Source organism: Pseudomonas brassicacearum subsp. neoaurantiaca, assembly GCF_013608025.1.
In the GTDB taxonomy this organism is placed as follows: Bacteria; Pseudomonadota; Gammaproteobacteria; order Pseudomonadales; family Pseudomonadaceae; genus Aquipseudomonas.
In genome coordinates, this window is sequence record NZ_VDLV01000044.1 from 10,435 (window position 1) to 25,459 (window position 15,025).

Here is a 15,025-nt window from a genome sequence, read left to right on the forward strand (position 1 = left end):
CCTGACGCTGGATCCGAGCAAGCTCAAGGGTGGGCTCAACGGGTACCGGTACACCCTGAATCCGACGGGGTGGGTGGATCCGTTGGGGTTGGACGACTGCCCTGGGGGGGACGGGTGTAAGAGGCCGGCGGTTGGCGAGCAGGATTCGACGGCTAAGGTTGGGGTTGATGAGGGTGAGCCGGCTCTGCCCAAGCCAACCGCTGCTGAGTTGGCCGAAAAAGAAGTCAGGCGTCTAGATCGGGAGCAAGGCATGCATATGGTTAGTAAACATAGCCTTGAGGTTTCGGATAGAGCGTGGAAACGGCGGGCGATTGACGGCACAGATCCCATAACAGGTAGAACTCCTTCGCATAGGACCGGGAATCCGAGTTCAAGATTTAACAGTTGGGAGCTACAGCTAAGGGCTTATGAATTATTAATTGAGAAGAAAAACAGCGGGCATGAGTTGCTGGTGGACAAAAGTGGAGCTAAATACCTACGGGCAGATCTGCCAGGCGCGGGGAAAGGGTATATTCCAAATCCCAGGAGTCCGCGAAATCCAAGGTTGGTCGATATGAATCGTATAGAAATGAAGTTTGATCGAGATACTGAGGTTCCCTTTACGCTGTATCCAATAAAATAGGAATAAATAAGATGCTTGATCCAAGCACAGGCCAGCCGTATATCCCTACCCCTTCATATTTTTTGGGTTGTTTTGATATATATGATAGAGAAGAAACCCTGGGGGAGGAGCTTCAGAAATATGACCCCAACTCTCCTGCGGATCGAGAGATATTGATCTTGAAGTATTCGCTGTCTAGACGCTGGCGGATAACGTACAGGCAGAAGTTCGCATTGTATAAATGTTTGGAAGAAGCGCTGGGAGACAGTGATTATGATTTCCAGGAATTATTTTTACATGACTGTCAGAAGCATTCATCGCTACCTGATGGGTGGGATGTAATGGATAATCCAAGAGTTTTTTTTGAGGATATATATAGATTGGCGAGTGAGTTGTGGGCGGATGATCTCCGCAGGGCTGAATCTGAGGATAGGTCTACTTGGGATTATGTGTAGCAGAACTGCTAATTGGCTCTCGCTCGTACAGCTAATGGCAAAAAAACTACTTCATTGATGCGGTATCGCTGTTTGTTAAAATCATATGACTTGCATTATGTCTGGGGGTTGCTGTTTGTTTTCAGTATCGAGAATACTCAAGATGTGGTGCGTGAGGAAATAATAACTTCAAAAAATGTAAATGATGACGAGGAATTGAGCCAGCTATTTGGCTTGTTGATTCGTCCGGATTTTTTATGTCACTCTTCAAAAGAACAGATTTTGCTGATTGACACTCTTGCTTATTTCTTAGAGTGTGATGACAGTTTTGATAGGGTTTTTTTGAATTTGGATACATACTTCGATCAGAAGGTTGAAGATCAGCGCAGATTTATGCGGGTTTTATTGGCTTCTTTAATGAAATATAGAGCCGAGGCAAGCTGACTAAGTTAGGGTTGGTTATTAAATCTAAAAACAGCCTACGCAATTAACCAGACACACCGCGTTATCCAAATGAGGGGCTGCTACGCAGCCCAGCGGGAGCAAGCTCCCTCGCCACAGGATTTGTAGCTGCCATTCCGTTGGGGTGAAGGCAACCCACTTTCACACCGACAGCCCCAACTCCAGGACCGGTGCCTGCTCGATCGCACCATTAATCAAATACACACTCCCCCCAACAATCTCCTTGGCATGATGCTTCGCCTGCGAAGCCATCTCCGCCAACTGGCTGGCATCCAGCTCCCCGCAGGCCTCGGAGCGCAGGTGCACCACCCCAATCGACAGCGACAGCAACGCAAATTCCTGCCGCACTCCCTGGCGGTTCAGCGCGGTAAAACATCCTGCCTCGAGATGTTCGGGGCGGTAGAAGCGGCGGCAGTGGGTCTGGAAGTCGTTGAGGAGTTGGGTCAGGCGTTTGCGCCAGTCGTCCGGGCCGAGGACGAGGAGAAAGTCGTCGCCGCCGATGTGGCCGACGAAGTCGCGGCTGGGGTCGATGCGTTCGTTCAGGCATTGCGCCAGGCAGAGTAGGACTTCGTCGCCGCGGCCGTAGCCGTAGATGTCGTTGAAGGGTTTGAAGCTGTCGATATCGACGTAGCAGATCACCGACTCCTGGCGTTGTTGCAACAGGCGGGTGAGGCATTGCTGGATCGGCACGTTGCCGGGCAGCAAGGTCAGCGGGTTGGCGTAGCGGGCCTGTTGGATTTTAAGTTCTGTGATCAGTTTGAGCACGTCGATGACTCGGCCCAATCCCATGTAGCTGCCGTTGAGGGTGATGATGAAATCTTCTTCGATGCGTTGCCGGGCGCGGCTGGTGATCAGGCGGCTGACTTGTTGCAGCGACTGGTTGAGTTCCACTGCGAGGAAGTCATCGCTCATCAGGCGGCTGATGGGTTTGCGTGCGAAGAGGTCGGTGGCGAAGGGCTTGAGCAGGGCGTCCGAGAGCGAATGGCGATGGACGATGCCGCACGGTTGGCCTCGGTCATCGAGTACCGCCAGGGAGTTGAGGTTGGCCTGGCGGCGGAATGCGTCCAGGACTGCGGCCGTCGGTGTGTTGTGGTTGACTGCCGGCTGTTCGTTGAGCAAGGCGCCAAGGTCGTTGACTTCATCGCCCAGCGGCGTCGCGCCGCTGTCTCGGCGAGGCATCAGCGCCTTGGCGTCGTGGGATGGATATTCCTGGGGGCGGGCGAGCAGGTAGCCCTGGACCAGGTCGACGCCCATTTCGATCAACACGGCCAGCTCTTCCGGCAGTTCTATCCCTTCGGCGATCACTTGGGCCCGTGATGCCTGGGCAATCTTCAGGATCGAACCGACGAACTCGCGCTTGAGCGCGTCCTGGTGAATGCCGTCGATGAAGTGGCGGTCGATCTTCACATAATCCGGGCGCAGCTCGGACCAGAGCCGCAGGCTCGAATAGCCGGCGCCGAGATCATCCAGGGCAATGGAAAAACCCATGGCCCGATAGTGATGCAGGGCGGTTTGCAGGAGCTGGAAATCATCGATCGGGGTTTGTTCGGTCAATTCGATGACGACCTGGCTGGGCGAAATGCCGAAGTCTTGCAGGAGCTGCAAGGTACGACCGGTCTGGTGCGCCGCTTCGAGCAAGGATTCGGGCGACACGTTGAGGAACAATTTGCCCGGCAGCTTTTGCTCATTGAAGCGCTGGCAGGCACTGCGTCGGCAGGCGAGTTCCAATTCGGTGAGTCGTCCGGCCTGGCGGGCCACGGACAGTAATGCGATGGGGGAGTGCAGCGGGCTATTGGACGGGCCGCGGGTCAAGGCTTCGTAGCCCAGGATACGTCGTTCAGAGAGGCAGACGATAGGCTGGAACAGACTGTGCAAACCGCTTTGAGTCAGGATTGAGCTCAAGGCACTCAGCTGTTCTATCGTGGTCATGGCGATCTCTGGCGATAAAAAAAGGACTGGGCGCAACCCCTGCTGGGGTGCGCCCGGTCCTGTATTTCACGACAGACTGATGTCAGTTTGATGACACTCCGACGAGCATCACCATTAAATGGCCATCACTCAGTGCTTGGCGACTGCCGAGTTGAGTTTCAGGTAATCCAACAGGATCCGCCCGGTTTCGCTCAGGTAGGCATCGTCTTCCGGCTTGGTCTTTTCCGGTTCGGTGATGAGGTCTTCGTCTTCTTTCTTCAGCTCTTTGAGCGGCTCTTCGCCCTTGGCCTTGCGACGCAGGTTTTCCATCACCAATTGCTTGGCCTCGATGTCGGCGTGCTGCGCGCGGCGATCGGCTTCGTTGAGGCTGACGGTTTTCTCGGTCATCAACTTCTGTGCGAGGGCCAGCTTGTCGCGAATGAACACGAATTCCGCGTCCTGCGCAGTGCGGGCGTCATGCTCGGACTTGAGCTGGGCAAGGTAGGGCTTGAACGGGTCCACGGCCGGCTTGATCGCAGGTCGGATGGTGTCCCACGGCATGGCCTCGGGCAGGGCGCTCTCACCGATTTCCTTGGTGTCGATGATCGACGGGTAATCGATGTCAGGCAGCACACCCTGATGCTGGGTGCTCTGGCCGGAAACCCGGTAGAACTTCGCCAGGGTCAGCTTCAGTTCGCCGTGGTTCAGCGGCTGGATGGTCTGCACGGTGCCTTTGCCGAAGGTCTGGCCGCCGATGATCAGCGCACGGTGATAGTCCTGCATGGCGCCGGCGAAAATTTCCGAGGCCGAGGCCGACAGGCGATTGACCAGCAAGGCCATTGGCCCTTTGTAGAACGCCCCCGGATTTTCATCTTCGAGCACATCCACCCGGCCATCGGCGTTACGCACCAGCACGGTCGGGCCTTTGTCGATGAACAGGCTGGTCAGCTCGGTGGCTTCCTGCAAGGAACCGCCGCCGTTATTGCGCAGGTCGATCACGACGCCGTCGACCTTTTCCTTCTGCAGTTCGGTCAGCAGTTTCTTGACGTCGCGGGTGGTGCTCTTGTAGTCCGGGTCCCCGGCGCGGAAGGCCTTGAAGTCCAGGTAGAACGCCGGGATCTCGATGATGCCGAGCTTGTAGTCCTTGCCGTCCTGTTTGAGGTTGAGCACCGATTTTTTCGCGGCCTGTTCTTCCAGCTTCACCGCTTCACGGGTGATGGACACGATTTTGCTGGTCTGGTCGTTCGGCGCGTTGCTGGCCGGGATGACTTCCAGGCGAACCACCGAGCCTTTCGGGCCACGGATCAGCTTGACCACTTCGTCGAGGCGCCAGCCGACCACGTCGACCATTTCCTTGCTGCCCTGGGCGACGCCGATGATTTTGTCGGCCGGGCCGACCTGCTTGGTCTTGTCCGCCGGGCCTGCCGGTACCAGGCGCACGATCTTGACCTGGTCGTTGTCGCTCTGCAGCACCGCACCGATGCCTTCGAGGGACAGGCTCATGTTGATGTCAAAGTTTTCCGCATTATCCGGCGACAGATAATTGGTGTGCGGGTCGTAGGACATCGCGAAGGTGTTGATGTAGGCCTGGAACACGTCCTCGGCCCGGGTTTGGTCCAGGCGAGCCAATTGGTTCTTGTAGCGCTTGGTCAGGGTTTCCTGGATCTGCTTGGGATCCTTGCCGGCGATTTTCATGCGCAGCACTTCGTCCTTGACGCGTTTGCGCCAGAGGTCGTCGAGTTCGGCGGTGCTTTTGAGCCAAGGTGCGTCCTTGCGATCGACCAGCAAGGTTTCCTTGGCATTGAAGTCGATCTTGTCGACGCCCTTGTTCAGCTCCGCCAGGGCGTAGTCCAGACGCGCCTTGACGCGGTCCAGGTAGCGCTTGTAGATGACGAAGCCGGCGTTCAGGTCGCCGCTCTTGAGGAAGTCGTCGAACTGCGTCTTCCACTTGTCGAATTCGGCAATGTCGCTGGCCAGGAAATAACTGCGCGACGGATCAAGCAGCTTCAAGTAGCTGTCGTAGATGATGACCGAGCGCGCGTCATCGAGCGGCGGCTTGCTGTAGTGATGACGCTTGAGCAGCTCGACGACGTTGAGGCTGGCGATCACCTCGTCGCGATCAGGCTGAAGCTTGTCCCAGCTGTTGGCCGCAAACGTATTGCTCGAAAGCGTCGAAACGCCGAGGCCAATGAAAAGGGCAAGTGCAGTACTGGGGAACAAGTGCTTCATGCTGATTCGACGCAGGGACAATTGATAACGCATATTAGGCCGTCTTTGAAGTCGCCGGTTCCATGTGGCCCGGGCGCATAATGCAAGAAAGCCCGGCGTTGAAGCAGCGGGCCCAGTCGAGACTCACTATGGAGGCACCGTGAAAGCATTGCAAGGCGTTGAAGGTCAAGTGGTATGGGCAGATGAGCCGAGTCCGGCCTGTGATGCGGGGCAAGTTCGCATCCGCGTGGCGGCCGCCGGCCTGAATCGGGCCGATTTGTTGCAAAAAGCTGGGCATTACCCACCGCCATCGGGCGCCAGCCAGGTGTTGGGGCTGGAGTGTTCCGGCGTCATCAGCGAAGTGGGGCCTGGCTCTTCCTGGCAGGTCGGTGATCGCGTTTGCGCGTTATTGGCCGGCGGTGGGATGGCCGAAGAAGTGGTGGTCGATGGCCGCCATGTGCTGCCTGTACCGGAAGGCCTGTCGATGGCTGAAGCGGCCGCGCTGCCTGAGGTCTACGGCACCGCGTGGCTGAATCTGTTCCAACTTGCCGGGTTGCGGCCGGGTGAAAAAGTGCTGCTGCATGCCGGTGCCAGTGGCGTCGGCTCGGCGGCGATCCAGCTCTGCAAGGCGTTTGGAAACCCGTGCTGGGTCAGCGTCGGTTCGGCGGATCGGCTGGCTTATTGCGAAGCGTTGGGCGCGCAGGGCGGCGTGGTGCGCACCGACGACATCAACAGCCTGAACGACTTCGCGCCGTTCGACGTCATCCTCGATCCGGTCGGCGCGAACTACGCCAGCCTCAACGTGAAACTTTTGTCAGTTGACGGCCGCTGGGTATTGATCGGCCTCATGGGCGGTCGCACGACCGAACTCGATCTGGCCCAGGTGCTGGGCAAGCGCATCCAATTGCTCGGTTCGACCCTGCGCAGTCGCAACGATCAATTCAAGGCAGATCTGATCAGCGAACTGGGTCAGAACGTATGGCCGCTGTTTACCGATAAACGCCTGAATCCGCAGTTGGCCAGGACGTTTGCAATTACCGATGCCGAAGCGGCGTTTGCGGAGCTGGCCACCAACCAGGTGTCTGGGAAGTTGGTGTTGGTGATCGACGAAAGCCTAAGCTGATCTCAACAGCTATGTGCGACCCGTGTAGGAGCTGCCGAGTGAAACGAGGCTGCGATCTTTCCCAGACAGATGAATCTCAAGCGAAAGATCAAAAGATCGCCGGCTTCGCCAGCTCCTACAGGTCGGCGCCTACACGATCGGCTCCATTTCCCTATGGACGGTGGCTTGCACCTTTGGTCGGCAGTGCGTATCCGTTGCGCTAGGCCTGCTAGCGTTAATCAATGAGGGGATGGGGTAACCGCAGCTTTCATTTCACCAGCAGGTGAAGAGGGTGATCATGGCCATCGCCGAATGGCGCATGCAGGGCGTCGAGTTCATAGCCTGCAACTGCAACTGGGGTTGCCCTTGTCAATTCAACGCGCCACCGACCCGTGGAGACTGCCAGGCAGTCGCGTCGATGCGGGTGGAGCGTGGGTATTTCGAGCAAGTCACGCTGGACGGCTTGTGCTGGGCCGCCACCTTCGCTTGGCCGGGCGCCATCCATGAGGGCAACGGCAGTTGCCAGGTGTTCATCGATGAGCGCGCCGACGAGGCGCAACGCCAGGCTTTGCTGACCATCCTTTCTGGCCTGGAGAGCGATCCCGGGGCCAACGTGTTCCAGGTGTTCAGCAGCACCATGAGTGAGGCGTTCGAGCCGCAATTCGTGCCCATCACCCTGTCCATCGATGTCGATCAACGCTTGGCGCGCCTGGACATTCCGGGCGTTCTCCAGGCTAGCGGCGAGCCGATCCGCAGCCCGATCGACGGCTCACCTCATCGCGTCCGCCTGTCCCTGCCCGAGGGCTTCGAGTTCCATGAGGCGGAAGTCGCCAGCGGCAGCTACCAGACGCATTCAGCCCTCAAGCTGCAATCCCAGGGCAGCCATAGCCACCTCGCGCACGTGCACTTTACTGGCCACGGCATAGAGCCTTGACGATGGCAGAACCCCAGGCGATAACGCCGAATAAGCGACTGTCAGCCGAGCAGATGCTGTTCCTGCTCTGCCTGCTCGCGCTCACCGTCCTGGCCTGGCTGATGCTGCTGCGCATGGCTCGCGACATGAGTGCGCCGGGTGGAATGGCCGATGCGGCAATGGCCGGTATGGTCATGCCTTGGAGCCTGGCCGATGCGCTGCTGATGTTCGCCATGTGGGGGGTGATGATGCTGGGCATGATGCTGCCCAGCGCGCTGCCCATGCTGCTGATCTACCAGCAGATGCTGCGCAAGCGCATGCCATCACCGCAGCGACACCTGGCCCTGCTGCTGTTCTGCTGTGCCTATGGTCTGGTCTGGGTCGGCTTCGCCCTGGGCGCCACGGCGCTGCAATGGGCGTTCGAACAACTGGCCTTGCTCAGTCCGGCGATGCGCAGCAGCAGTACCGCGTTGGGCGTCGGCCTCCTGCTAGTCGCGGGCGTCTATCAATGGCTGCCCAGCAAGGCAGCCTGCCTTGAACATTGTCGCGGGCCGTTGCATTTTCTTCTCAGCTACTGGCGCCCCGATGTGCTCGGCGGCTGGCGCATGGGCCTGGCCCATGGCGCTTACTGCCTGGGCTGCTGTTGGGCACTGATGGGCCTGCTGTTCGTGGTCGGCGTGATGAACCTGTTCTGGGTGGCAGTGATCAGTGCCTTCATCCTGCTGGAGAAAAACCTTCCCCAGGAACTTTGGTTCAGTCGTATCTGTGGCGGGTTGTTGATCGGCTGGGGCCTGTGGCTGCTGGGCAACGGACTCCGGTAGAACCAGGCAAAACCTGAATCTTAACCTGTGGGAGCGAGCTTGCTCGCGATGGCGGTGTGTCAGCTAAAACAATGCCGGCTGATCCAACGCCATCGCGAGCAAGCTCGCTCCCACAAGGGAGGGGATTATTTCCAGGTATGGATTGGCCACCCAGCCGACTCGGCATGGGCCTTCAACACCTGGTCCGGGTTCACCACATGCGGATGATCCACCCGCAGCAACAACGGCAGGTCATTGCGAGAATCGGAATAGAAGCTCGCACCTTCGAGGTTCTCCTCTTCTGCGTCCAGCCAATCCAGCAGCCGGGCGATCTTGCCTTCGCGGTAGGTCAGGGTGCCCACGGTCTTGCCGCTGTAAACCCCGTGGGCCACTTCAAGTTCGATTGCGAGGATTTCATCAATTCCCAGACGTTCGGCGATCGGCTTGACCAGGTGCGTGCCCGAAGCCGAGATCACCAGGATCCGGTCGCCGGCCTTGCGGTGTTCGGCGATGGCCTTGGTGGCGTCGCTGAAGATGATCGGCTCGATGAAATCTTCCACCCACGGCGACACCAGGTGCTCGATTTCCTCCGGCGTGCGGCCGATCATCGGTTCCAGGCTGAAGTCCATGTACTCTTCCATACGCAGCTTGCCGTGGCTGTAGGCGTCCATCAGCTCATTGTTGCGGCGCATGAACGACTCGGGATCGACCCAGCCCAGGCGTCCCATCTGTTCGCTCCAGAGGGTGGCGCAGTCGCCGTGGATCAGGGTTTCGTCCAGATCAAAAATTGCCAGGGCCATCAGCACGTTTTCCTTCTCAAGATCAGCTTCAAAATCAACAAAGCCGTCAGGCTACCTCACACAGGGCCGACGGATCGATGGAAAGTGCCAAACGAGCACCATCGGGGTGCAGATCGGCGGCCGAGCGATTGAGCACATCCACCACCAGTTCCACGCCACGGGCCTCGACCCGGTAGCGGATCACGTTGCCCAGCAGGCTGTGGCTGCGGATCAGCGCATCGGGTTCGCCGTTGCGACTCAGTTCGATGGCTTCCGGGCGAATGGCGATGCGAGCGTTCACCGGGCGCTGCAGCAGCTTGGTGGCGCTGTCGGCGTCCAGCAGGTTGTAGTTGCCGATGAAACCAGCGGCAAACACATCGACTGGCGCGGTGTAGAGGGTCTCGGCGTCGCCGCTCTGTACGATCTTTCCCTGGTTCATCAGGAAAATCCGGTCAGACATGGTCAGGGCTTCCTCCTGATCGTGTGTGACGAAGATCGTGGTCAGCCCCAACTCCCGTTGGATCTGTCGGATCTGCTCGCGCAAGTGCTTGCGAATCCGTGCATCCAGGGCCGACAACGGCTCGTCCAGCAACAACAGGCGGGGCCGCGTGACCAAGGAGCGCGCCAGGGCCACGCGCTGGCATTGGCCGCCGGACAGTTGATGGGGGTAGCGCGCTGCAAAGTCGTGCAGCTCCACTAGGCGCAGGATTTCCAGCACCCGCTGACGGCTGTCCGAGGCGTCGACCTTTTGCATGCGCAGGCCGAAGGCAACGTTCTGCTCCACGGTCATGTTCGGGAACAACGCGTAGCTCTGGAAAACCATGCCGATCCCGCGTTTCTGTGGGCTCAGTGGGACGATGTCCTGGCCGTCCAGCAGGATCTTGCCGTCATCCACCGCCGTCAGACCGGCGATGCAGCGCAACAGCGTGGACTTGCCGCAGCCGGAAGGTCCGAGAAGGGTGACGAATTCACCTTTGTGAATCTCACAGTTGATGTCGCTGAACACCGGCGTGCCGGCGTAGCTTTTCTGCAGGTGTTGGACGCTGACGTAGCTCATTGGCTTTTGTCCTTGTTCAAGATGTTGGCCGCCCAGGTCAGGACCAGTACGAAGAAGAAATAGGAAATCACCAGCGCACTGGTGAAGTGGCCGCTGCTGTTGCGCATGTTGTTCAGGTACACCTGCAGGGTTTCATAGCGGGTGCCGACGAGGATGTTGGCAAACACGAACTCGCCAAACAGGAACGAGAAGGACAGCAGCAACGCCACCATCAGGCCCTTGCGCAGGTTCGGCAGCACCACCAGCAGCGCGGCCTGGAAGGTGCTGGCGCCGAGCAGTTGGGCGGCGTCCATCAGGTCGCGCAGGTTGATGGCTTGCAGGTTGTTGGTGATCGCCCGGTACATGAACGGCAGGGCAACGGTGAAATAGCAGCCGATCAGGATCCACGGTGTGCCGACCATCGCCAGCGGCCCGGAGCCATAAAGTTGCAGCAGCCCCACCGACGACACCACCGGCGGCACCGCGAAGGGCAGCAGGATCAGGATGTTCATCAGCGCATCGAGTTTCGGGAAGTGGTAATGCACCACGAACAGCAGCGGCAGTATCAGCACCACCGAGAGCACCAGCGCCCCCACACAGACGATCAGCGATTGGCCGAAGGCATGGAGGAAGCGTGGATCGCTCCACAACTGCACATACCACTTGAGGGTGAAGCCGCTGGGCAACACGGTGGCCGACCAACTGCTGGCGATGGAATAGATCAGCGTGCCTGCCAATGGCAACAGCAGGACGGCAAACAACAAGTACACCACCGTCCGGTGATAGAAGCCGGCAGGACCCGATTCAGCGCGAGACATGGTAGCTCCTCTTGAGCAGCAACTGATGGACGACGGTCACCAGGGTCATCAACGCCACCAGCACCACGGCCAGGGCGCTGGCCATGTTCGGGTCGAGGGAAATGTCGCCGGAGACCATGGCCGCGATGCGTATCGGCAACACGTTGAAGTTGCCGGTGGTCAGCGCATAGACCGTCGCGTAGGCGCCGAGGGCGTTGGCCAGCAGGATCACGAACGTGCCCAGCAGCGCCGGGGTCAGCACCGGCAAGCCGATGTGCCGCCAGAACTGCCAACCGTTGGCGCCGAGCAGCGAGGCGGACTCGCGCCAGTCTTCACGCAGCGCGTCGAAGGCCGGGTAGAGCAGCAGCACGCCCAGGGGAATCTGGAAATAGGTGTAGAGGATGATCAGCCCGGTTTTCGAGTACAGGTTGAAATCCTCGATGATCCCCGCCTGCTTGAGCATGATCGTGATGCTGCCGTTGAATCCCAGCAGGATGATGAAGGCGAAGGCCAGGGGCACGCCGGCGAAGTTGCTGGTCATGTTGGCGAATGCGTTGACGAAGTTGCGCAGCCGCGAATCGACCCGGCGCAGGGAATAGCTGCCGAGCACGGCGATGACGATGCCGAACACGCTGGACCAGAAACTGATTTCCAGGCTGTGCTGGATTGCTTGGCGGTAAAACTTCGAACTGAAGATCTTGCTGAAGTTGGCTAGGCCCCAGCCGAACTCTTCCGATTCCAGGCTGTTGACCAGCACCCACAGCAGCGGGGCGATCTGGAACACGATGAAGAAAATCGCGAAGGGCACCAGGCACAACGCTGCCAGCCATTTGCCGCGCGTCATGGCGTTCACTTGAGCAACTCCTGGCAATAGGGTTTGTCGTGGGCGATGCCGAGCAACTGGCAAATCGTGCCGCACAACTCGGTCTGCCGAGGGGCAGCGTTGGCGTCCAGGCTGAAACCATCCCCGAGGACAAACAGCGGCACCTCCCGTTCTTCCGCCAGTAGGCCGTTGTGGGAGCGGTCGTTGTTCATACCATGGTCGGACGTCACCAGCACCTGATAACCGGCGTCGAGCCAGGCTTGCAGGTAGACCGCCAGGTTGATGTCGGCCGAGCGGGCGCTGTTGCGGTATTGCGGCGTATCGAGGCCATGTTTGTGGCCGGCGTCATCGATGTTCATCGGGTGCACCAGCAGGAAGTTCGGCAAGTAACGTTGGCGCAGGTGTTCGGCGTCGGCGAACAGATGGGAATCGGGGTAGTGGTCATTCCAGTAGAAATACCCGTACTGAATCGGCAGGTCGGGGTTTTCGGTATGACGATCACGACCGGCGACGAAGGGTGAAACGTTGTAGAGCTCACTGACCCAATGGTAGGCCGCGGCTGCGGTACTCAGGCCGGCCTCGGTGGCGTAATGGAAAATGCTGCGCTGGTTCGACAGACGCGAGACATCGTTGTGCACGATCCCGCTGTCGATGGGCACGACGCCGGTGAGGATGCATTCGTAGAGCGGGCGGGACAGGGCGGGCAGTTCACATTCCAGTTTGTAGAGCGCCGCGCGTCCTGCGCCGACATACGCCTGCAAATGTCCCATGGCATGTCGGGCAACCTCGTAGTTGAGGCCGTCGAGCACTACCAGGATGACGTTGTGCTTCATGGGGACCGGGACTCCGGACAGAAACCAGAAACCCCGGATTCACCAAGCTTCCAATGTGGGAGCGAGCTTGCTCGCGATTGCGGTCTGCCGGCCAAAGATAATTGACCTGACACTCCCTCATCGCGAGCAAGCTCGCTCCCACAATGGGATCAACGGTGATCCGGGAGCGGGAGCTAGCGCCTCACTTCATCTCGACGATGACTTCTTCGTTCCACATTTGCGGCAGAGCCTTGGAAGTCTTCTCCCACGCGTCCGCATCCTTGATCGGGGTCACGCCTTTGTACTGCTCGTTCGGCAGCAGCTTGGCCTTGACCTCTTCCGGCAGCTTCAGGTGCTCGGCGCGGATCGGGCGGGCGTTGCCCTTGGCGAGGTTGATCTGGCCAGCGTCGCTGAAGATGTACTCGCGGGTCAGCTTGGCAGCGTTCGGGTGCTTGGCGTATTTGTTGATGATGGTGGTGTAGCCGGAGATCACCGAACCGTCGGATGGGATCAGCACCACGTAGTCATCCGGGTTGGCCATCTTGGCCTTGTAGCTCAGGCCGTTGAAGTCCCAGACCACGCCGACTTCGACTTCGCCTTTTTCCATGGTCGCGATGGTCGGGTTGGCCATGGACAGGCGTCCTTGCTTGGCGATGTCGGCAAACATCAACAGCGCTGGCTTGATGTTCTTCTCGTTGCCGCCGCTGGCCAGGGCTGCGGCCAGTACGCCGTTGGCCGCCTGGGCCGCGGTGCTCACGTCACCAATCGAAACCTTGTATTTGCCGGATTTCAGGTCAGCCCATTTGGTCGGCACTTCGGAACCGTGCAGCAGCTTCTTGTTGACGATGAACGCGATGGTGCCGGTGTAGGCCAGGGCCCAATTGCCGTCCTTGTCCTTGGCCCAATCTGGCACTTGTTCCCAGGTACTTGGCTTGTAGGGTTGGACCACGCCCTGCTTGACCGCGATCGGGCCGAAGGCGGCACCGACGTCGCCGATGTCGGCGCTGGCGTTGTCTTTCTCGGCGGCGAACTTGGCGATTTCCTGGGCCGAACTCATGTCGGTGTCGATGTGCTTCAACCCGTAGTTCTTGGCCAGGTCTTCCCAGGTACCTTTCCAGTTTGCCCAGTCATCGGGCATGCCGACGCTGTTCACGGCGCCTTCCGCTTTCGCAGCGGCTTCCAACGTTTTCAGATCGGTGTCAGCAGCCATGGCGGCGGTGCACATGGCAATGGTCGAGCCTAACAGTGATGCCAGGAAAAGCTGTTTCATCCGAAGCTCCTATGGGCGTTTTCAACGCTGCGATTGCGGTTGTGTTGGTCTAGGTCAGCAATACCTGAGCCAATGTAGGCGGGTCCCATGACATTTTGATGTCGGTGGGACGTTCGCCAGCAATCGTCGGGCTCGCGGAGGGTCGCTGTGGGATAAGCGTAGACCATGAGTAACCGCCTGATCTGAAAGGCCTTGGCCGTGTATTTGCAAGCGCATGTGTTGACCGTTCGGCGGTTGTGTCATCTATCAGTCATGCGCAGTGCCTAGGCTTGCAGGCATGAGACGTGGATCGATGCGGCATCGAATCCTGCCCCGAAACAGTGCTGGTCTAGTCCAGATAGGTAACGTTGATGCGTGTTGAAACAACCAAAGCGGTGACAACCATCGGGCAAGTCCTGCAAGAGCAGCTTGACCACGGCTTGCTGGCGCCGGGCAGCAAGTTGCCGGCCGAGCGCAAGTTGAGCGAGTTGTTCGGGACCACGCGGATTACCGTGCGCGAGGCGCTGTTGCAGCTCGAGGCACAAGGGCAGATCTACCGGGAGGAGCGCCGGGGCTGGTTTGTCTCACCGCCACGGCTGGCTTACAACCTGATGCAACGTAGCCATTTCCATGCGATGGTCGCCGCCCAAGGCCGGGCGCCGTCTACCCAGGTGATTTCGGCCCGCCTGCAACCCGCCTCCGCGGCGGTCTGTGCCTGGCTGCAACTGCCGGCGCTGTCCAGCGTCATCCAGATCTGTCGCGCCCGGCGCATCGATGAGCGATTGGTGCTGTACGTCGAGCACTACCTGAATCCGGCGTATTTCCCGGGCATCCTCGACTTTGACCTCAACCAGTCCATGACCGAGCTGTATGCGCGCCATTACGACCTGCATTACGGTCGGGTGAAATTCGAGATCGTGCCGACCTCGCTACAACCTGGAGCGGCAGCGGCCCTGAAAGTATCGGTCGGCAGCCCCGGGCTTCGGATTGCGCGGGTCAACTATGACCAGCACCAACGGCTGATCGATTGCGACCTGGAGTTCTGGCGGCACGACGCGATTCACGTCGGCGTGGACGTGCCGGAGCAACCGGCCTGAGGCT

Annotated in this window: 14 protein-coding genes and 1 pseudogene; 7 read left to right on the forward strand and 8 right to left on the reverse strand. The window is 59.2% G+C overall.

The annotated features are described in order from the left end of the window. The 3 genes and pseudogenes from FHK92_RS27885 to FHK92_RS21050 all read left to right on the forward strand — a co-directional run. Positions 1 to 622 (forward strand): annotated as a pseudogene (locus FHK92_RS27885) (type IV secretion protein Rhs); the annotation flags it as partial. 11 nt (positions 623 to 633) lie between these two features. Then, positions 634 to 1,056, forward strand: a complete 423-nt coding sequence (locus tag FHK92_RS21045; RefSeq protein WP_181289779.1) for a hypothetical protein — start codon at positions 634 to 636, stop codon at positions 1,054 to 1,056. Positions 1,057 to 1,068: 12 nt separating this feature from the next. Next, positions 1,069 to 1,479, forward strand: a complete 411-nt coding sequence (locus FHK92_RS21050) for a hypothetical protein (protein ID WP_258232712.1) — start codon at positions 1,069 to 1,071, stop codon at positions 1,477 to 1,479. A 159-nt stretch (positions 1,480 to 1,638) separates the two neighbouring features. On the opposite strand, the gene FHK92_RS21055 is transcribed toward FHK92_RS21050, so the two are convergent. Together FHK92_RS21055 and FHK92_RS21060 are read right to left on the reverse strand one after the other, a co-directional pair. Beyond that, positions 1,639 to 3,426, reverse strand: a complete 1,788-nt coding sequence (locus FHK92_RS21055) for a bifunctional diguanylate cyclase/phosphodiesterase (protein WP_181289780.1) — start codon at positions 3,424 to 3,426, stop codon at positions 1,639 to 1,641. A 129-nt stretch (positions 3,427 to 3,555) separates the two neighbouring features. Continuing rightward, positions 3,556 to 5,634, reverse strand: coding sequence for a carboxy terminal-processing peptidase (locus FHK92_RS21060; RefSeq protein ID WP_181289941.1), 2,079 nt, complete (start codon positions 5,632 to 5,634; stop codon positions 3,556 to 3,558). A 139-nt stretch (positions 5,635 to 5,773) separates the two neighbouring features. On the opposite strand from FHK92_RS21060, the gene FHK92_RS21065 reads away from it, so the two are divergent. From FHK92_RS21065 to FHK92_RS21075, 3 genes are all read left to right on the forward strand, one after another. Beyond that, positions 5,774 to 6,736: a zinc-binding dehydrogenase gene (locus tag FHK92_RS21065; protein ID WP_181289781.1), complete on the forward strand. Its 963-nt coding sequence runs from the start codon at positions 5,774 to 5,776 to the stop codon at positions 6,734 to 6,736. A gap of 277 nt (positions 6,737 to 7,013) precedes the next feature. Next, on the forward strand, positions 7,014 to 7,649 hold the full coding sequence (locus tag FHK92_RS21070; RefSeq protein WP_181289782.1) for a DUF1326 domain-containing protein: 636 nt from the start codon (positions 7,014 to 7,016) through the stop codon (positions 7,647 to 7,649). Positions 7,650 to 7,651: 2 nt separating this feature from the next. Continuing rightward, complete coding sequence (locus FHK92_RS21075; RefSeq protein ID WP_181289783.1) at positions 7,652 to 8,449, forward strand: DUF2182 domain-containing protein; 798 nt, start codon at positions 7,652 to 7,654, stop codon at positions 8,447 to 8,449. A 125-nt stretch (positions 8,450 to 8,574) separates the two neighbouring features. Here the strand turns inward: FHK92_RS21075 and FHK92_RS21080 are convergent, their stop codons facing one another. The 6 genes from FHK92_RS21080 to FHK92_RS21105 form a co-directional block, all read right to left on the reverse strand. Further along, a complete protein-coding gene (locus FHK92_RS21080) occupies positions 8,575 to 9,228 on the reverse strand; it encodes an HAD family hydrolase (protein WP_181289784.1) in 654 nt (217 codons plus the stop codon). A gap of 46 nt (positions 9,229 to 9,274) precedes the next feature. After that, positions 9,275 to 10,264: an ABC transporter ATP-binding protein gene (locus tag FHK92_RS21085; protein ID WP_181289785.1), complete on the reverse strand. Its 990-nt coding sequence runs from the start codon at positions 10,262 to 10,264 to the stop codon at positions 9,275 to 9,277. Next, positions 10,261 to 11,061: an ABC transporter permease gene (locus tag FHK92_RS21090; protein ID WP_181289786.1), complete on the reverse strand. Its 801-nt coding sequence runs from the start codon at positions 11,059 to 11,061 to the stop codon at positions 10,261 to 10,263. Before FHK92_RS21090 ends, FHK92_RS21085 begins: the two co-directional genes overlap by 4 nt. Continuing rightward, the gene (locus FHK92_RS21095; protein ID WP_181289942.1) at positions 11,048 to 11,884 is read right to left on the reverse strand and encodes an ABC transporter permease; all 837 of its coding nucleotides are present in this window, start codon (positions 11,882 to 11,884) and stop codon (positions 11,048 to 11,050) included. Before FHK92_RS21095 ends, FHK92_RS21090 begins: the two co-directional genes overlap by 14 nt. Positions 11,885 to 11,889: 5 nt before the next feature. Further along, the gene (locus FHK92_RS21100) at positions 11,890 to 12,696 is read right to left on the reverse strand and encodes an alkaline phosphatase family protein (RefSeq protein WP_181289787.1); all 807 of its coding nucleotides are present in this window, start codon (positions 12,694 to 12,696) and stop codon (positions 11,890 to 11,892) included. Between the two features lie 181 nt (positions 12,697 to 12,877). Beyond that, positions 12,878 to 13,945 (reverse strand): ABC transporter substrate-binding protein, encoded by a 1,068-nt coding sequence (locus FHK92_RS21105; RefSeq protein ID WP_181289788.1) that lies wholly within the window; start codon positions 13,943 to 13,945, stop codon positions 12,878 to 12,880. A 350-nt stretch (positions 13,946 to 14,295) separates the two neighbouring features. Here FHK92_RS21105 and FHK92_RS21110 point away from each other — a divergent pair, with 350 nt between their 5' ends. Then, positions 14,296 to 15,021 (forward strand): UTRA domain-containing protein, encoded by a 726-nt coding sequence (locus FHK92_RS21110; protein WP_181289789.1) that lies wholly within the window; start codon positions 14,296 to 14,298, stop codon positions 15,019 to 15,021. Positions 15,022 to 15,025 lie beyond the last annotated feature (4 nt).